The 18,919-nt window shown below is 65.4% G+C and carries 14 protein-coding genes; 5 read left to right on the forward strand and 9 right to left on the reverse strand.

Annotated features, from left to right (window positions below; all coding sequences use genetic code 11):
* Positions 1 to 197: 197 nt before the first annotated feature.
* From IY145_RS25650 to IY145_RS08960, 9 genes are all read right to left on the reverse strand, one after another.
* Positions 198 to 2,009 (reverse strand): serine/threonine-protein kinase, encoded by a 1,812-nt coding sequence (locus tag IY145_RS25650; RefSeq protein ID WP_196407888.1) that lies wholly within the window; start codon positions 2,007 to 2,009, stop codon positions 198 to 200.
* Positions 2,010 to 2,074: 65 nt separating this feature from the next.
* The gene (locus IY145_RS08925; RefSeq protein WP_196407889.1) at positions 2,075 to 2,863 is read right to left on the reverse strand and encodes a PP2C family protein-serine/threonine phosphatase; all 789 of its coding nucleotides are present in this window, start codon (positions 2,861 to 2,863) and stop codon (positions 2,075 to 2,077) included.
* Positions 2,860 to 3,564, reverse strand: coding sequence for a type VI secretion system-associated protein TagF (tagF, locus tag IY145_RS08930; RefSeq protein ID WP_196407890.1), 705 nt, complete (start codon positions 3,562 to 3,564; stop codon positions 2,860 to 2,862). The genes IY145_RS08925 and tagF overlap by 4 nt, the downstream gene beginning before the upstream one ends.
* Positions 3,565 to 3,573: 9 nt before the next feature.
* Positions 3,574 to 7,128: a type VI secretion system membrane subunit TssM gene (gene tssM / locus IY145_RS08935; protein ID WP_196407891.1), complete on the reverse strand. Its 3,555-nt coding sequence runs from the start codon at positions 7,126 to 7,128 to the stop codon at positions 3,574 to 3,576.
* 12 nt (positions 7,129 to 7,140) lie between these two features.
* The gene (gene icmH / locus IY145_RS08940; RefSeq protein ID WP_196407892.1) at positions 7,141 to 8,640 is read right to left on the reverse strand and encodes a type IVB secretion system protein IcmH/DotU; all 1,500 of its coding nucleotides are present in this window, start codon (positions 8,638 to 8,640) and stop codon (positions 7,141 to 7,143) included.
* Positions 8,637 to 9,977, reverse strand: a complete 1,341-nt coding sequence (tssK, locus tag IY145_RS08945; protein ID WP_196407893.1) for a type VI secretion system baseplate subunit TssK — start codon at positions 9,975 to 9,977, stop codon at positions 8,637 to 8,639. Before tssK ends, icmH begins: the two co-directional genes overlap by 4 nt.
* Positions 9,978 to 9,995: 18 nt before the next feature.
* A complete protein-coding gene (tagH, locus tag IY145_RS08950) occupies positions 9,996 to 11,372 on the reverse strand; it encodes a type VI secretion system-associated FHA domain protein TagH (RefSeq protein WP_196407894.1) in 1,377 nt (458 codons plus the stop codon).
* 46 nt (positions 11,373 to 11,418) lie between these two features.
* On the reverse strand, positions 11,419 to 11,985 hold the full coding sequence (locus tag IY145_RS08955) for a DUF6931 family protein (RefSeq protein WP_196407895.1): 567 nt from the start codon (positions 11,983 to 11,985) through the stop codon (positions 11,419 to 11,421).
* A gap of 11 nt (positions 11,986 to 11,996) precedes the next feature.
* A complete protein-coding gene (locus tag IY145_RS08960; RefSeq protein WP_196407896.1) occupies positions 11,997 to 13,832 on the reverse strand; it encodes a type VI secretion system Vgr family protein in 1,836 nt (611 codons plus the stop codon).
* A gap of 108 nt (positions 13,833 to 13,940) precedes the next feature.
* Between IY145_RS08960 and IY145_RS08965 the strand changes: the two genes are divergently transcribed.
* The 5 genes from IY145_RS08965 to IY145_RS08985 all read left to right on the forward strand — a co-directional run bounded on the left by IY145_RS08965 (position 13,941) and on the right by IY145_RS08985 (position 18,867).
* Positions 13,941 to 14,483 carry an OmpA family protein gene (locus tag IY145_RS08965; RefSeq protein ID WP_196407897.1) on the forward strand — a complete coding sequence of 181 codons (543 nt, stop codon included), beginning with the start codon at positions 13,941 to 13,943 and terminating at the stop codon, positions 14,481 to 14,483.
* 6 nt (positions 14,484 to 14,489) lie between these two features.
* On the forward strand, positions 14,490 to 16,073 hold the full coding sequence (locus tag IY145_RS08970; protein WP_196407898.1) for a type VI secretion system ImpA family N-terminal domain-containing protein: 1,584 nt from the start codon (positions 14,490 to 14,492) through the stop codon (positions 16,071 to 16,073).
* A 179-nt stretch (positions 16,074 to 16,252) separates the two neighbouring features.
* Positions 16,253 to 16,792, forward strand: a complete 540-nt coding sequence (tssB, locus tag IY145_RS08975) for a type VI secretion system contractile sheath small subunit (RefSeq protein ID WP_196407899.1) — start codon at positions 16,253 to 16,255, stop codon at positions 16,790 to 16,792.
* A 12-nt stretch (positions 16,793 to 16,804) separates the two neighbouring features.
* Entirely contained in the window at positions 16,805 to 18,313 is a 1,509-nt protein-coding gene (gene tssC, locus IY145_RS08980) for a type VI secretion system contractile sheath large subunit (protein WP_196407900.1), read from the forward strand.
* A gap of 71 nt (positions 18,314 to 18,384) precedes the next feature.
* Entirely contained in the window at positions 18,385 to 18,867 is a 483-nt protein-coding gene (locus IY145_RS08985) for a type VI secretion system tube protein Hcp (protein WP_196407901.1), read from the forward strand.
* The last annotated feature ends 52 nt before the right edge of the window (positions 18,868 to 18,919 follow it).

An 18,919-nucleotide genomic window follows, 5' to 3' on the forward strand; every position in this document is an offset into this window, starting at 1 on the left:
GGCGTGAAGCGCAGCGGAAAACGCCCTGGCCCCTCATCCTCACCTTCTCCCCGCTCGCGGGGAGAAGGAAGGCGGCGAAGGCCGAGCGAAGCGAGCGATCGAAATCGCCTATCATCGATCGCATCATGACTATCCTCCACCCGGCGCAGAGCCGGAAAATGCGAATTCCAAAATCCGAGGTGAAAAGGTCTCGGCGCTCAGCGCCCCGAGACCAGCAGCACATATTTCAACGCCACCGAAGGCGGCGGCGAGACGCCCGCGAGATCCTCGGCGAGCCTCGCGAACACGTCCCTAGCCGTCGCAGCGCGGGCGGCGCTGGCGATAGAAATGGGCGTCGCGCCGGCGATGGCCACCAGCAGCACCGGCCCCTGTCGGGTCGCGCGCAGCTCCATCGCGAAGTCGCGCCGCCCAGTCTCCTGGCCGAGCCGACCGCTGAGATCATTCACCAGTCCGTCGTCGTCGACTATGAGAAAACGCACATTCTCGGCATTGGTCTCGATCGCGCCCTCAAGCCGGTCGCCGGCGCGCTGCAATTGCGTGCGCGCGACGTCGAAGCGCAGCGGCTCGCGAATCGCCAGGAATTTCTTGGCGAAACCCAATGCCGGACATTGCGGCGCCGTCACCTTGCGGACGCTGATCGCGGCGGGGACGCCCATCGCGTCCTTGAAGGATTTGTCGAGCGCGTCGAAGGGCTCGCGGCCGCGGCCATAGCCGTCGATCTGCACCTCGCCAGCGGAAATGTCGCCGACGACGGCGAGAAAACAATCGCCGCCATCGAAATCGCGGGCGTATTCGCGCAGGCGCACGAATGGATCGGGCCGCGTCTCGGCAGGCTTTTGCGGCGGATCGACGAGCGGCGGTTCGGCGTTGGAGGCGGAGACGTCCGTCGTCTGGACTTCGGTCGTCGTCGCCGGCTCATCGTGATGAAGATAGCGCCAGCCGCCGAAGCCTGCGGCGGCGAGCGCGACGACGCCGAGGAGAGAGCCGACGAGCACGCCGACGCGCCGCGGCTTTTCCGCCTTCGTCGGCGAGACGGGTTTCGGCGGCGGCGCAGGGACCGGAGCGGAGCCGATCGGAACCGGAATCGGCGGCGGAACCGGGACGGGCGTGAGAGGTGTCGCGCGCGGCCCACGCGGCGCGAAGACGGTGGAGCCGCGCTCGTCGTCCGGCGTCCAGGCGGCGAGCTCGGCCATGCTGCGCGGCCGCGCCTCGGGATCCGGTTGCAGCATTGCGGCGATGATCGGGCGCATCATCGGATCGATGGCCGAGAGATCGGGAAGGACGCGGCGGCGCTCGATCACCTCGACCTGCGTGCCGTCCATGGCCAGCGGCTTGCCGATGAGGCAGGCCGCCAGCACCAGGCCGAGACTGTAGATATCGGAGGCCGCGCGCACATCGCCGCCGAAGAGGCCGAGCTGCTCCGGCGAAACATATTTGTATTTGCCGGCGAAACCCGAGCCGATCACCGTGCTGTCGCCCACTCGGAGCGAGCGGGCGATGCCGAAATCGATGATGCGCGAGCGAGCGATGCCGGTCTGCGGCACGATGATATTGTCCGGCGAGATGTCGCGATGGACGACATTCTGCTCATGCGCGGCCTGAAGCCCGGCGGCGACGCGGCGCATCAGCGCCAGCACTTGCGGCGCCGGCAGAGGGCCGCGGTCCAAAATATCGGAGAGCGGCTGGCCCTCGACGAACTCCATGGCGAGATAGTGCCGGCGCAATTGCGGCTCCAGCGTGAAGCCGAAATAGCGCACGATCGCTTCGTGATGGATGCGGCGCAGCGCCAGCGCCTCATTGCGGAACATGGCCAGCACGGCCTCGTCGCCGGCGAGCTGGTCGCGGATCAGCTTTATGGCGACCGTGTCGCCGGTCTCGATCTCATGGCCGCGATAGACATCGCCCATGCCGCCCGCCTTCAAGAAGGCGTCGATCTCGTAATTGGCGTTGAGCCGCGTGCCGGGCGGCAAGGCGCCGTGGATCGAGTGAACATCCGGCGGATAAGACATTTTCTGGCTCTGAAAACCGGCTCTGTCGCATGTGGTGTGATGATAGACCGCCGACGCGGGCCTCTTCAACGCGGCCGCGTCGTCTCTCTGGACTCCTCGCGCCCCGGACGCAAGCGAGTCGCGTCCTGCTCCGTCCGATAGGCGGCGACGAGCACCGTGACATTGTCGGTTCCGCCGCGCGCCAGCGCCAGATCGATCAGCGCGCGGCAGGCCTCCTCCGGCGTGCGGCCGCAGGCGAGGCCCGCGATCTCCGCCGCCGAGAGATGGCCGGTGAGCCCGTCCGAGCAGAGCACGAAAATATCGCCTTCGAGCAGCTCGCCATTGACGAAATCGAGCGCGAGCGTCGCGCCGGCGCCGACCGCGCGGGTGATGACGTTGCGGCGCGGCCAGTTGCGCGCCTCCTCGGGCGTGAGCACGCCATCGGCGAGCAACTGCTCGGCCTCGGTGTGGTCGATGGTGATCTGCAGAATATCGCCTCCGCGCAGCAGATAGGCGCGGCTGTCGCCGGCCCATAGACATGCGTAATAGCGATCGAAGGTCAGCAGCATGACGACGGTGGAGCCCATTGTCGCGACGCCGCGCAACGCCGCCTGCCGCTGAATATCGCGGTGCGCGCCCTGCAAGGCCTCCTCGCATTGGCGGCGCAACTCGACCGCCGCGCCCTGCGGCGCGACGCGGCTCAGACTGTCGACGACGACCGCGCTCGCCGTCGCCCCCGCCGCATGGCCGCCCATGCCATCCGCTACGGCGAAAAGGCCCGTCTGCGGCTTCGACAGAAAATTGTCTTCATTCTCCGCGCGCACCCGGCCCTTGTCGGAGAGCGCGAAGGCGCGCATCCCGCGAATGTCGGTCATGGCGCCCGAGCCTCGCCGCCGGGCGCAGGCGACGTGAAGCGGCCGGTGATCATGGCCACGAAGAGCGCCGGATCGGGCATCCCCGTCGCGGCGAGCGCGAAGCGCTCGAAACCGTCGCCGCCCTCGGTCCACCAGAAGCTCTGATCGGCGACGGCGCGGGCGCGGGCGACAGTCTCGCGCGCGAGGCGACACGCCTCGCCGAAGCCGGCCTCGCCGACGCGCGCCGCGGCGACGGTCTCCGGCGTCAGAAGACGCGCCCCCGTCGCGCCGAGCGCCGGCGCGGGCAGGGCCTCGAGAGCTTCGAGCACCGATTCGAAGACGACGCCTTGCTCCAGCGTCGACAGCAGAAAATCCTCGATCGCCACGAACCAGCCGTCCTGTGGATCGGCCTCCGGCGGCGGCAGACTCTCCCCCTCCTCGGCGAACATTGCGACGCTGAACGGAAAATAGCGGCCGACGCCATCCATGGAGGGCATGAAGGCGCCGATCGCCGTCGCCCCGCCGCAAAGTTGCGGCCCGAGCCAGAAGCGCCAGATCGGCGCGGTGAGATAGGCCGCCCGCCACTCCGCGCCGAGCTGCGCCCGGCTGGAGGCGACGCCGCCCTGAAGCCAGGGCTCGAAGGCCGTAAGGAAGCCGCGCGGCGCGCCCTGGGACACGAAATCCCGCTTCGCCTGCAGCTTGCCGAACAATCCGCGCCGCATGCTCGTCCCTCACAATTGCGTCGGGCAGTGGAACTCGGTGAGCGCCGGCAGAGTGAGCGGCTTCAAAGTGGAGCCGGCCTGGAAGCCGAAGATCAGCGTCTGCTTGCCGAGCGAGAAGGTCGCGTTGAGCCGCTCGCCGGCATAGGAGCGGCCGGCGGCGTCGAGCAAGCGGAACAGCGCCCAGCCGCCGAAACGCTCCAGCACGATGGGCGCCGCCGCCGGCGCCGAGCCGTCCGCCGCGGCGGTCTGGCTCGGCGCGAGTTCGGTGGCGAGGCTCACCGCCGCGCGGCCGCCGCCGGCGCCGGGCCATTGGATCGCGCGCGGGGTCACCGAGGTTCCGGCGACCGAGGTCGCCTCCTGGCCGTTCACCTCGAATTTCGCCGTGCGGCCCGCGCCGCTGAGCGGCGGCGGAAAGACGGTGAGCGCGAGATTGGGCATGTTGCCGCCCGACGGGAAGAAGGCGTCGCGAATCTGCGCGGCGCGCTGGAATTCGCGCAGGCTCGCCGCCGAGAGGCGCGCGGTCAGCGGATATTCCGGCCGGAGCGTCCAGGGCGATTTCGCCGTGTCGACATATTTGGCGAGCGACTGTTTGAAGAAGGAATCGAGTATGCCGTTCGGCCCGAACAGCCGGCCGAATTCGGCGAGGCCGATCTCGCTGGCCGCGCCTTTGACGAAAGGATAGCGGCCGGGCGTCAATTGCTGGCAGGAGGTCGCGACCTGCTCGCGGAAAGCGGAGGTCAGCCGGATCAGCTCCGAATCGAGCACGGCGCGATCAAAATCGGAGGCCGCGCCGGTGAGCATGGGGCGGAAGGGCTCGGGCAGGCGATCCGCCGTGCCGCGGAATTTCTTCAGCTGCATGGCGAGCGCCGCATTCGCCTGCGGAGAATTCTCCGGCAATGTGGCGCCGACGACGAGATTGTCTTTTATGTCGTTGAGCTCGGCGAGCAATTCGTCGATCGGCTTGCGCGGTCCCGAGCCGTCCAGCCAGATCTGGAAGGGAACGAAGCGCTTCTCGATCTCCTCGCCCGGCGGGCGATCGCCGCGACCGGGAAAGAGATCGCTCAGCGCGATCTGCGGCGCGGCGGCGGAGCCGTCCTTGGCGGGCGTCTCTTTGCGCGTCTTGCGCTCCTTGGTGAGCGCAGTCTCCTCCGCCACCGATTCGAACAGGGCCTTCAAGGGCGAATTGGAGGCGGTCGCGGCGCCGAGCGCCTTATATTGCGGCTTGTCGGCGTTGAGACGTTTCATCTTCAGCCGGGAGAGCGCGCCGCGCCAACCGGCGTCGAAATCGCGCCCATAAAGCGCCAGCAGATCATTGCCGAGCGAGCGATATTCGTCGCCGAGCGTCGCGTCCCCACCAGGGCGGCCGAGCACCCAGCGCTCATTGCGCACGCGATCGGAGATGCCGGGAAGTCCGCGCAGGAAAGCGCGTTTGAACCCGTCATAGGTATAGAAGCCGGGCACGCGGATCGTATCTATATCCTTGCCGCTCGCCTCCTCGAACAATTGGTCGAAGAGGAGCCCGCCGGCGCCCGGCGCGGTCCAATCCGCAATGTCCAGCGTGCGGGCCTCGGACTTCAGCAGCTCATAGGCGCGCTCGGAGAGCTTCAAGCGCGCGAGCGTCTTCTGACTTTCCTCTATGAGCGTCTGATTGGGATGGACGAGCAGCTCGCCATTGTCGAGCTCGAGCATCGCGTCGAGATGCTGCTCCAGCGCCTTGGCGTTGTCGGCGAGCGGACCACGGAAGAGATTGTCGCGCCAGTCGCGCCGCTCCCAAGCGAGAATCACCTCGCGATCGACCGGCGTGCGCGCATGACCGAGCATCAGATAGACTTTCAGCGCCTCATAGATGAAGCCCGGATCGTCGCGATGTTCCTCGAGCAATTCCTCGAGACGGAACAAGAGGCGCGGCCGCAGCAGACGCTCGAGCGCGAGACGATAGGAGGCCGTCGACGCCGCGACGAGCCGCGGGCGCTGGCCGAGCCCCAAGCCTTCGAAGAAGGATTCGGGATCATTGCGATGGGCGTAGCCGGTCGGCGCGTCGCGCAGCTTCTGCAACAGGCCCAGAATCTTGCCGTAGTCGCGATCCTCGACGACCATCTGCCGCGTCAGCGGATAGGCCGCGTCGGCCGCATATTCGCGCGCCATAGTCTGCGCCGTCGCCGTCAATTCGGCATTGGCGGAATAACTCTTCCACATCGCGAAAGTCGCGCCCGCGCTGACGAGGGCGATCAATACGTAGGCGGCGGTCTTCAAGAGAAAACTGCGCCGCACGGCGCCCGGATCGGTCGACACCCAGGCGGCTTCGCCGATGATGACCTTCTCGACGAGATCGAAGAGGAAGAAGCTTTTGCCGAGGCCACGGAAGCCGAGCCCGCCCACATCGCGCGCGCCGAAATTCTTGACCAGCGCATTGATGAGCTGATCGATCGGCGTGCCCTCCTGCGTGCCGGAGGTGAAATAGAAACCGCGCAGATTGGCGTTGGAGTGATAGCGCGTCGGCTCGAAGATGGCGTTGAGGAAATCATGCACCGGGCGCTTGAGCGCCGCCATTTGCGCGGGGAAGCCGTAGAGCGCCACGCGATTGGCGGGATTGGGCTCCTCCTGCAAGCGATCGAGCATGTTTTGATTCAGCCGCTCGATCAGCGCATCGAACTCGCGCGGAACCTCGGCGACGAGATTGAGCTTCTTGTCCGCCGTCTGGAAGGTCGCGCCGAACACGCTGCGCAGCTTGTCCGAGTCGAGATTGGCGTAGAATTCGGTGAAGCCGGCGACGAGATCGGCCTTGGTGAAGACGGCGTAGACGGGGAAATCCACCTTCAAGCGCTCGTGCAGCTCGAGCAGGCGGGCGCGAATGGCGCGCGCATGGGCGGCGCGCTCCTCGCGCGGCAGCATCAAAATGTCCTGAATGCTGATCGCGACGAGCACGCCATTGACCGGCTGGCGCGGCCGGTGCTTCTTCATGACGTCGAGGAAAGAGAACCAGCTGCGCTTGTCGAGCGCCGCATCCGAATCCTGCGTGGTGTAGCGGCCCGCCGTGTCGATGAACACGGCGTCCTCGGCGAACCACCAATCGCAATAGCGCGTGCCGCCGGCGCCGGCGACCGCCTCGGGCGTGGCGCCGCCGGACAGCGGAAAGCGCAGGCCGGAATTGACGAGCGCCGTCGTCTTGCCGGAGCCCGGCGGGCCGATGATGACATACCAGGGAAGATCATAGAGATAGGTGGCGCCGCCCTTGGCGGATTTCTTCAATGTGGCGAGCGCGTCCTTCATGCGCTCGGCGAGCACGATGGAATCGTCCTCGTCGCCCTCGGCGTCGGCGACGCCGTCGGCGAGCGATTTGGCGTTCTTGCGCCGCCGCCAGAAGGAGAAGCCGGCGAATGACGCCGCAATGGCGATGATGAGCACGATGACGATGTCGCGCACCATCTCATTCTCGAGCGGGCGCCAGTTCCCGAATGCGATGAACGGCCCGGCGAGATAGATGATGCTCGAGATCGATGCGAGGCCGAGGCCGAGCAGAATGATGCGGACGATGTCGCCCTTGACGCCGGGCTTGTCGGACATTGGGAAAAATCCTCAGTCTATGCGGCTGACGAGCACTTCGACGCGCCGATTGAGGCGCCGTCCGGCTTCATTGGCGTTGTCGGCGATCGGCTCGGATGGGCCGCGGCCGGCCTCCGAGACGCGCGCGGGATCTTTGAGCAGCGGCTTCAGCAGAGAAGCGACGGCGCGCGCGCGCTCCTCCGACAGACGCTGATTGTCGCGGAAGGGATTGAGCGGGCTCAAGGGCTGATTGTCGGTGTGGCCGATCACTTTGATCGGCCCCGTCTCGCCGTCGATCGCGCGCGCGATGCGCTCGGCGATAGGCGAGAATTGCGGCAGCACCGCCGCCTTGCCGGATTGGAACAGCACGGCGTCGCCGACCTTGATCTGCACCCATTTGCCATTGCAGGTGACGCTGACGCCGTCGCCCACCTGCTCGCCGATGCGCTTGCATTGCACGGAAGGTTGCGGCGGCGGCTCCACGCGCGGCAGATTGAGCCGCTCCTGCAGCGCGATCTTGCTGGACGGATGCAGAGTCTCGATCTCCGCGGCGACCGATTCGCCGATTCCGCCGAGCTTGGCGCGCAGGCCGATGAAGAGGCCGAAGAACAATAGAGCGGCCACCGCCGCGGTCGCCCACACAGGCGGCGCGAAACCTTTGCGGCCGAGCGGCAGCGCCTGGCCCTTCCAATGCGGGGAGAGATCGAGCATGGGCTTGGGCCGCACGCGGCGCAGCAGCTCATAGAGATTGCGCTGAATATATTGCAGCTGATTGGGGCCGCCTTCGGCCGCGCGATATTGGCCCTGAAAGCCGAGCGCGAGACAGACATGCTGCAATTCCAGCACGTCGAAATTGGCGCCCGGATCGCGTTGCATCCATTCGAGCTGCTTGAAGAAATTCACGCCGCCGAGCCGCTCGCCGAAGAAGCGCGAGGTCATGCTGTAGCGCGTCCACAAATGGCGATCGTCGGTCGGTATGTTCTGCACGATGTCGTCGGCCGTCGCGCAGATGAGATATTTGGCGACATTGGCCTGCTCCGGCGTGACACCGGCGCTGCGAATATCCTTGTCAAAAAAGGCGACGGCGGCGGCGACCTGCTCGAGCAGGCTCTCGAGATCGGCGCTGAGCGCGGCGACGCGCAGCCGGCCCAGCAGATGCAGCAGCGGGCCGGCGGCGCGCAAAATAGGATTTGGATGCTGCGCGACGAGCGCGTCGAAATCCAAATCCTCGGCGCGTTGCAGAGGCGCTTGCGCGCTCTGCTGCGCGCGGCCTGTCACCCAGGCGTCCGGCGTCGGCGCGCGCGGCGCGCCAGCCGTCTCGAAAGGCGAGGGCGCGAATTGGCCGTAAGGATGCTCGGCCGGGCGCGGCGCGCCGAAATCTTCGGTCGGCGCATAGGCCGGCGCCGTCTGCGGCGTGTATCCGGGCGCAGGCGGCGCGGCGGGACGCGGCGGCGGACGGCGCCCGCCCGGATTGGGCTGGAACACGGTGCGATCGCCGCCGGAAGGACCGAAAGGATTGTCCTTGTCGCTCATCTCTTATCCTCCCGAATGGCCCAGAGCTCGAGCTCGAGGTCCGGCCAATCGCCGGAGAAATGCAGGCCGATCGCGGCGGCGACGCTGAAATCGGCCCAGAGCGGACTCTTCTTGTCGATGTAGAAATACACATGGTCGCCGAGCAGACGTATCTGCGGCGGCGGCGAGGGCCGATGCACGATCGGCACGCCGGGAAGATTGTAATGCACGATCTCGTTCATGCGCGTGTCGGGACCGATCTTCAGCAGATTGGGAAACTGCATCTGAATCTCGGTGAGCGGACGCCGCGACGCGACCTCGAGATAGAAGGACGCGTTCTGGAACAGCGAGCGATCCTTGATCGGCGATTTGAACGCATTGGGCGCGAGCTGCTGAAGCTCGAGACGAATGGCGCGATGATCGGCGTCCTTGCTGAGGAAATCCTGCAGATCGCGTAGCACGGGCTCGAATGTGTTCTTCAGATTGTCGTGGTCATAGGCGCGATAGCTCGGCGCGCGGCGGTCGACGGCGCAGAAAGTGGCGAGCTCGCCGGCGAGCCCGACCAGGAAGACATAGAGCCGCTCGGGATGGAGATGGTTCGACGTATGCTCGAAATGCTGGAGCGCGGGGATCGCGCGATTGAGCGCCTGGAGCAGCAGATAATCGCGATTCTGAAGGCCGCCGCCAGCGGTCGGATCGGCGGCGTAGCGCGCGATGGCGTCGAGCTTGTTCTCGACCCAGCCGATGACGCGATTGAGCCAGCCGACGACGACGTCATGCGCGCGGCAGACGAGCACTGTGGGCGCGAATTCAGGATCGAGCAGGATCGCGCCATTCTCGAGCTTCACGATGCGCGCGACAGGAAGATTATTGTAGCCGCGCTTGCGCTCGCTCTCGAGATGCAGCTCCATGCGCGGATGCGCGACCTCTATCTCCTCCTCGCTGCGCAGCTCGGAGGTGGAGTCGATGAAGGTCTCGGAGGCGTGGAAATAGCGGCTCGCCGAGACGCTGTCGCGCCGCGCCACCTCGCGCGTGTTGGGCGAGGCTTCCGGGAAGGCGAGCCAGACGATGCGGTTGGCGATCTTGTCGTCGATCGGCAATGGCTCGGGCAATTCCTCCTTGCCCTCGAGCTGGAAGGGCGTGCCGTCCTGCATCACGCCCCAGGCGGCCTCGAGCCCGAACTTGCCGCGCTGCGCGAGGCCATGGTCGATGTCGAGGCGGGAGAATCCCCAGGAGAAGGGCGCGAGATTGCGCGTGCGGGCCGTCGTCGCCCATTCGAGATAGCGGTCGCCCTGCTGGAAGTGATGCGGGCGAAGGAACAATCCCTCGCTCCACACGACCTTGCTGCGCCAAGACATTTGCTCCCCCCTGTTATTTTATTTTCGGGCGTCGGCCCGGTCGTAGCAGTCGGCGAAATTGCGCATGAAGGCGTCGGCGAGCTTGTCGCCGGAGCGCGGGCTCATCGCCGCCCAGCGCTCGACATAGCGATCCCAGAGGCGCGCCTTGCGCGAGCCGACGAGCGAGGCGATGCCAGAGTCCTTGCCCTGCCCCTTCTCGATTCCTGCGGGATCGAGACCATCGCTCAACATGCGCACCGCCTCCTGCATGGCGGCGTAGGTGCGAAGCTCATGCGCCTTCACATCGACGAAGGCCTGAGCGAAGGCGGGACCGGCGGAAAGATAGCCCGGCCGCGGCGGGCCGAAGACGATGCGCAACGCCTCCTCCGTCGTCGGCGCGAATTTCAGCGGGTTGTTGCCCTGCGCCTCGATGATCGTATGGCTCGCGCTGCGCGTGAGCCGCTTGGCCTCGGCGCGCGCGCGCAGCAATTGCCGCGTCTCCTCGGCGACGAGGCGCGTCAGCCCGCCGAGCTGCTCGCCCAATTGCGCCGGCGTCGCGCCCGCGAAAATCTGCTCCGACGCGCCGAGCGCGCGAGCGAAGCTCGCCAGAAATTCCGCATAGGCCTCGTCGCTCGTCGTCGATGGAGCCGGAGCGGCCGCCGGCGGCGCGACAGGAGCGCGCGGCGGCGGAGCGGCCGCGACGAGGCTCGGAGGGGGAATGGGAGAAGACGGAGGCGGCGCCCAGTCGACGCCGGGCGCAGCGCTCGCTTCACGCGCCACGGACAGCGGGGGCGGCGGTGCGCCCCAAATATCGTCGGGCGCGACGACCGGGGCGGAAGCGGCCTGAGCCGGCGGCGGCGACAGGCCCCAGATCGAAGCGGGCTCGGCGGAAGGGCGCCGCGGCGTCGGCGTCATCGGCGTCGGCGCGTCGGCGACATGATCGATCCAATCGACATGCGGCGTCGGATCCAGCCGACGTGGATCGAGCAAGCGCGGATCTATGGGCGGCGGCGCCGGCTCGGAAGAGCTCCAGAAATCGTCATAGGAGGGCGTCGACTGCGTCGCCGAGACGGGAGCGACCTCGACGCCCGGCGCGTCGCCCTCGACATGCACGACGACCACATATTCGCCGATAAAGAGGCGGTCGCCGTCGCGCAGCCGATAGGGCGATTGGACGTGATTGTCCGGATGGTTGACGAAAGTCCCATTCGTCGAGACGTCGGTGAGATAATAGCAGCCGTCGCGCGGGGCGATCTCGCAATGGCGCCCCGAGATGAAATGGTTTTCGTCCGGCAGGCACCAGTCGAGATGTTGATTGCGGCCGATATCGATGCTGCGGCGGCCCTCCGCGACATAGGTCAGCGGGCCGCCGTCCGGCCGCCGGCTGAAATTCTCTATCGTCAATGTCAGGCGCATTCCCCGATGGCTCCCCCCGCGGGCCGCGCGCCCGCGTCTCACAGCGTCACGACCGGCCGAGATCGCCGACTGCGCAACACAGCCCCGCCTCTATCCATTCGACCTGCGCGGCGTCGCGACGCTCGGGAGAAAGAGCTCCGAGCGCGATCAACACGGCGCCGCGCGCCGCCTGCGCCGTGGCCTGCGGCGGCGGCTCCAAAAAATAGGCCGGATTAGGCGAGACATTGCCTCCCGACCATCCCGCCGCCTGCGCGACCCAGGCCGCGGCGAGCGATTTTTGCGCCTGCGCGGCCTCCTCGAGCGCGCGCCGCCGCCGCGCCTCGCTCGGCTCCGTGACCCATTCGTCCGCCGCCTGCAGGCAGCGCCGCGAGACGGCGTCTTCCGGCGCGGTCTGGCGCACGCAGCGCGCGGCCCACCACACCGCCTCCCGCCGGGCGAGAAGATAGGCGCAATAGGACAGCGCCGCGCGCCTCTCTCCCTCCTTTGTCAGGCGGGAGACGAAATCGGCGGAAGGCTCGTCGCAGCTCTCGACCCCGACGTCGACTTCCGCAGTGGGAAAGGCGGCGTAGAGGTCGCGCACCGTGGCGAAGCGAATCTTGCTCGACGCGGTCAAGGGCTCCCCCTTCAGTTCAAGTCGATCTTGGTCGCCGACAAGGCGATCATCGTCGAGCTGATCTCGATCTTGCTCGGCGTGAGCTTGATCGAGCTCGCGCCCGTCTGCAGCGTGATGGTGTCGCCGAGCGATTCGATCTTGATGCTCTGATCGACGGTCGTCGCATCCTTGCCGCCGTGGATCGTCGTCGAGCGCGAGCCCGACTGCAGCGTCAGCTCGTCGCCGCCCTGCTTCAGAGTCGTCTTGCGCGACGCGCCGCCCCCGGAGAAAGCCTCGCCGATCTCGACCGTCTGCGAATTGCGGATCACCACTTGATGATCTTTCTCGGCGTGCATGCGGATCTTCTCGGAGCTCTTCTTGTCCTCGAACATGAATTCATTGTAGCCGCCATGACCCTTGGACGAATCGGATTTGATCCCCGACTGCGTGTTGTTGTCCGGCAGCTTGTAGGGAAACTTGTTGCCGCCATTATAGACGGCGCCGACGACGATGGGCTTGTCGGGGTCGCCCTCCAGAAATTCGACGACCACCTCCATGCCGATGCGCGGAATGAATTGCGCGCCCCAGCCGGGACCGGACCAGAGCTGCGCCACGCGCAGCCAGCAGGAACGCTTGTCCTCGCGATCCCAATGGAAGCGCACCTTGATCATCCCATGGCCGTCGGGATCGGTGTCGATCTCCTCGCCGTCGGCGTCCTTGCCGCGCGCGACGACTTTGGCGGTCTGCGGCCCATGGACGAGCGGCCGCGGCGTGACGATGGGCGCGCGGAAGACGCGGTCGACCGGTTGCAGCTCGTAATTGCCGTGATAGGGCGGCCGCCCGTCGAGAGCGCCCGCGGAGCGAAAGGCCTCGTCGGCGAAATGATGCGAGCAGCGGATGACGAGATATTGCTTGTTCTCCGCCTGCGTCGGATGGCGGTCGAGCGTGGCGAGGCCGCCGGGAAAGAGATTGGCGGCCTGGCCCGAGCCGTAGCGGCGATAGTCGATCGCCTGCTCGGCCTCGAGCCGGGCGTTCGCATAGAGCCGGCCGTCGCTCGTCTTCTCATATTTGCCGGGGTAGTCGTAATATTCGTAGGTCGTCGCCTTCGCGTAGCGCTCGGAGCCCTGGGCGTTGGTCTTGAGATTGGCGCCCGGCTCGCGAAACGCATAGTCCCGCAATTCGATCTTGCCGGTGCGGAAACGGCGCTCGGACGACCAGGAGAACAGCCCCTGCTCCTGTCGAGTCGAACCAGCGAGCGCATTGGCGAAGGCGATGGAGGCCCCGCCCGCGATCGGCTCGTGCGACGAGCGCGAATCCGCCAGAACGAGCTTGTGCGCGCCGTCCGAATGCTTGAAGTAATAATAAATTCCGTGCTGCTCCATGAGACGCGAGACGAAGTCGAAATCCGTCTCGCGATATTGCACGCAATAGTCGAGCTCGGGATAGCCGACCGTGGTCGCATCCTCTATCGAGACATTGCGTTCGCCGAGCACGTCGGTGACGATCGTCAGCGCCGTCTTGCGATGAAAGATCCGGCAATTGGTCGTGCGCGTGAGCAGCCAGAAGGTCGGCCGCAGAACGAAGCGATAGACGAAGAGATCCTCGAAGGAGCCGATCGCCTGCGCCTCCGCCACGACTCCGCTGAAAAAACGCTTCGGCCGGTCGAGCAGCGCCAAGGAGACAGTGCATTCGCGCCCGAGCAATTGATCGAAGTCGATGTCGCCGGCGACGCTCACGGCCTCGAGACGAAACTCGAAGAGCTCGCTCAAACCTTCCGTGGCGTCCAACGCCGTGATCGCCAGCCTGTCCTTTCCCAAGGGAGTGGACAGGACTGCGATGCGGCCTTCCTGACTCAAAAAATCAGCCATCGTGTGTCCGAATCTCGAAACAACCTAGAAAGCCAAACGGGCAAGCCCTTGACGATACGTAACGGCAAAAATAGTGTCGAGGGGTATTTTTGTGATGGGGACGACATATTGCGACGCAAGGCTCATCTCGCATTCCTTCTGTCGCTCGCCGCGGCGTCTCTCTCGTGGACAAAGTGCCGAGCCGATGAGGCGCCGGCCTATTCCGCTTCGGATATCGTTCGGCGTTTCGCTTCCGAGCCCTCCTTCGGCGCGTCGCGATCGATCTGCATCGGCGCCGCGACGGATTGCGGCGGCGATGCGCCGAAAGCCGCGAAGGACGAGGCCTTCGACCTCGAAGTGACATTCGAGCTCGGCTCCGATCGGCTGACCGCCGGCGCGCGAAAGAATTTGGACGAATTCGCCAAGGCGCTGACCGATCCCTCGCTCGCCGCGCGGCGTTTCCGCGTCGATGGACACACAGACGCGCGCGGACGCGACGAGATGAATTTGCGCCTGTCGCAAAGACGCGCCGAGTCGGTGCGCAACTATCTGGTTTCGGCGGGGATCGATCCGATCCGCCTCGAAGCGCAGGGCTATGGAAAGACGCGGCCGAAGCTGAATGATCCGCTCGACCCGGCCAATCGCCGCGTCGAAACGCGCGCGGCGGAGTGAGCGGCCATGGCGATCGTCGATCCCGCGCTGTTGTCGTCGCCGGTCACGGAAACGGACCCCTGCGGCCCCGATCTCGACGAGACCGGCGACGCCGCCTTCATGAATTTCTTCGCCTTCGCGCCGTTTCAACTTCCCGACACCTTCTTTTCGGACGGTCGACCCTTCGATCCGACCGACGCTGAATTCCGAGAGGCCACAGAATATATTCCGGCGATGCTCGCCGATGTGATGAAGCGCACACGCGATCTCCGCCTCATGGTTTTTCTGGCCCGCCTCGCCATACTCAGGCGCAACCTCGACGAGTTCGTCGACACGGTCGCAGCCATGGCGACGCTGCTGGAGCGCCAATGGGAGGCGTTGCATCCGCGCCCGCGCGACGGCTCGGTGAAGGCGCGCGCCGATATTCTCGACGAGCTCGACTCCTCGGTCGTGACGATCTCGCTGCAATTCGTCACGATCCACTCCGACCGCCGCAAGGGCAATATCGCCTATCGCTCCACCGTGCTCGCCGAGCAGGAGAAAGCGGCCGAAGGCGGCGAGGGCGGAGAGAAGCCCGCCGGCGGCCGCCTGGCGGCGATGACGCAAGAGCAGATCGTGCGCGCCCTCGTGGAGGCCGGCGAACAGGCCGTCGGAGCGACGCGCGCCAGCTTTCGGCGCCTCGAGGCGGCGCTGAAGGAGATTCGCGCCCGCTTCCTCGCGCAGGCGGGCGGCGCGGAAACGCCGGAATTCGGCCAGCTGCTCAAGGTCGTCGGCGGCGTGCTGACATTCTTCTCCCTCGCCTTTCCCGACCCGACCGCTCCCGAGCCGCAAGAGGGAGAGGAGGGCGAGGGCGCCGCCGACGCTCCGCGCGGGGCCATCGCCTGCGCCGCTCACGCGCGTCGCGCGCTGGAGGCGGCGAAAGACTATTTCTGCTTCTACGAGCCCTCCAATCCCGCGCTCCCGCTCGTCGCGCAGGCGATCGGCCTGCAGGGCAAGACATTCATCGAAGTGCTCGCCGCGCTGCTGCCGGAGCGGCACGCCTATGCGCAATTCGCGATCGGCGGCGAACATCCCTTCAAGCTGGCCATCGCCCCGCTCGGCGAGATGACGCCGACCCGCGCGGAATATTTCGACGAGCGTCAGGGGCCGCGCAAGACGCGCCGCCGCCGTGTGGTGCAGCCCGCGTCGACGCCGCGGGAACTCGAAGCGCCGACGCCGATCGAGGACGAGACGCCGCCGATCGCGGAGGAGACGTTCGCGCCAGCGGACGATGCGCAAGCGTCGCAAACGGAAAACGCCGCGCCGGAGGAGAGCGCCGCCGAAGATTTCGCGCCCGAATCGGCGCCGGACGAAGTCCCGGTCGTCGTCGCGGAGCCGGCATTCGAAGAGATCGAAGAGGAAGAGATCGAAGAGCATGTATCCGACGCGCCGAATTTTACGGCGAGCACGCGCACACAGGCGTTGCTGCTGCTCGACGAGATCGCGCGCTATTTTCGCCTCGCCGAACCATCGAGCCCCATTCCCTGTCTGATCGACCGCGCGCGCGCGCTCGCCGACAAGGACTTCATCGCCGTGCTCGGCGCCGTGTTCGAACGCGAGAATGCCTACTGATCGTCGTAAATTCGCCATGCGGCGGCTCGACCTTGCCTCGATTCAACGCGGTCTGAAACAATAACGACGATCGCGCGCCGCGCGCCGGCGAAGACGTCGAGCCCGATGGCTTGACAGAACACCGACGCTCGGTTTCTCTATCGCGAATTGATGAAGTCGCTTAACTGGGATTATTGTACATGGCGAAGATGAGTGGACAAAAGTTCATCGCGCGCAATCGGCCCCCGCGAGTCCAAATCGAATATGTCGATCCGACCGCCGACGAGAAGGTCGAGCTTCCGTTCGTGATGGGCGTGCTGGCCGATCTGTCCGGCAATTCGCCCGGGCACGGCAAGGAAGACTTCGACAAGGGAACGGCGGCGAGCCGCAAGTTCGTCGAATTCGACATGGACAATTTCGACGAGCGCATGAGCTCCGAGCACGGCGTTCGTCCGGGCGTCAGCTTCCATGTCGAAAACAAGCTGACCGAGCAATCGGGCGAGAAATTGAGCGTGAAGCTCGATTTCAAGAGCATGGCCGATTTCAGCCCGGCCGCCGTCGCCAAGCAGGTGCCGATTCTCGCCGAGCTGCTCGAAGCGCGGCAGAAGCTCGCCAATCTGCGCGTCTATATGGACGGCAAGGACGCCGCCACCCAGCAATTGCGGACTCTGCTGAAGGATCCGCAAAAGATGGAGGCGTTGAAGGAATTTCTCGCCGCGACGCATTCCGGCGACAAGTAATCGAGGCGCGAAATGACGACAGAGCTCTCCCAGACCGAAGCCGCCGTCTCCGCGACCGGCGGCGAACTCGACGAATTTCTCCAATCGCTGAAGCAGAGCTTCAAGCCGCCGAAGGACGAATCGGCGGCCAAGGAGCAGAACGCTCGCGTCCAGGACGCGATCTCGATCTTCGTCGATCAGGCCTTGTCCAACACCGATGCGGTGATCAAGGACGATGTGCTCGACACGATCGAGCGACTGATCGCCTCCATCGACGAGAAGCTGACGGCGCAGCTCAACGAGATCATCCACGCCGAAGAGTTTCAGAAGATCGAGAGCGCCTGGCGAGGACTGCATCACCTCGTCTACAGCTCGGAGACCGACGCGACGCTGAAAATTCGCGTGCTGAACATCTCCAAGACCGAGCTCTATCAGCATTTGAAGGATTATCCCAAGGCCAAATGGGACCAGAGCGAGCTCTTCAAGAGAATCTATGAAGAGGAATACGGCCAGCTCGGCGGCCAGCCCTATGGCGCGCTCGTCGGCGATTATTATTTCAGCCATCATCCGACCGACGTGCAGCTGCTGCGCGATCTCTGCAAGATCGCGGCGGCCGCCCATGCGCCCTTCATCTCGGCCGCCGATCCGAGCCTGATGCGCATGGACAATTGGAACGAGCTCTCCAATCCGCGCGACATCGGAAAAGTGTTCGACACGCCGGAATATGCGGCGTGGAAGAGCCTGCGCGATTCAGAGGACGCGAAATATCTCGGCCTCACTCTGCCGCGCGTGCTGGCGCGTCTTCCCTATGGCGCGAATTCCGAGCCGGTCGAGGAGTTCGGCTTCGAAGAGGACACCGACGGCCACAAGGGCGAGAAATACGCCTGGATGAATTCGGCCTATGCGATGGCGGCGAATATCACCCGCGCCTTCAAGGAGCATGGCTGGTGCTCGCGCATTCGCGGCGTCGAATCGGGCGGCGAGGTCGAGGATCTGCCGACCCACACCTTCCCGACCGACGATGGCGGCGTCGATCTGAAATGCCCGACGGAGATCGCCATCAGCGACCGCCGCGAGGCGGAGCTCGCCAAAGCGGGCCTGATGCCGCTCATACACCGCAAGAACACCGACCGCGCGGTGTTCATCGGCGCGCAATCGCTGGCGCGCCCCAAGGAATACAACAATGATCCCGACGCGACGGCCTCCAGCAATCTGGCGGCGCGCCTCCCCTACATGTTCGCAGTGTGTCGCTTCGCACATTATTTGAAGGTCATGGTGCGCGATAAGATTGGCTCCACCAAGGAGAAGGAGGAGCTGCAGAGATGGTTGCAGAACTGGATCGTCCAATATGTCGACGGCGACCCGACGAATTCGTCCGACGAGGTCAAACGCAAGAAGCCTCTCGCCGGAGCGAAAATCACCATCGTCCCGAATGAGGAAAATCCAGGTTATTATTCCGCGACATTCGAGTTGCGGCCACATTATCAGCTCGAAGGCATGAATATCGGAATGCGCCTCGTTTCCCGTCTCCCGATCAAATAGAGACGACACGGGGAAGGCAATTCGCAGTTTCAAATGCCGATCATTCGAACCCGATCAAAGGAAATAGTACGATGGCTACCGATATTTTCATCAAGTTCAGCCCCAAGGTCGAAGGCGAGGCCACCGACTCCAAGCACAAGGGCGAGATCGAGATCATGAGCTATGGATTCGGCGTGACCAATCAGGGCACGTCGGGCCATGGCACCGGCGCCGGCGCCGGCAAAGCGGATTTCCAGGATCTCCATTTCACCAAATCGGTCGATAAATCTTCGCCCAACCTGCTCAAATTCGCCGCCGAAGGAAAGCATTTCGAGGAGACGCTGATCACTGTCCGCAAAGCGGGCGGCGGGCAGCAGGAATATCTCAAGATCACGCTCAACGACGTGTTCATCACCTCCTTCCACAGCGACGGCCACAGCGGCGCGGTGCCGACGGAGAGCTTCACGCTCAACTTCACCAAGGTGAAGCTCGAATACAGCCCGCAAAAGGCCGACGGCTCTCTCGACCCGAGCATCAGCGGCGGCTACGACGTGAAGGAAAACAAGTCGTTCTGACGATGGATGACGTGTCGGCGGCCGTCGCGCGACGAGGCCGCCGACCGCACAG

This window comes from Methylosinus sp. H3A, from assembly GCF_015709455.1.
Taxonomy (GTDB): Bacteria; Pseudomonadota; Alphaproteobacteria; order Rhizobiales; family Beijerinckiaceae; genus Methylosinus.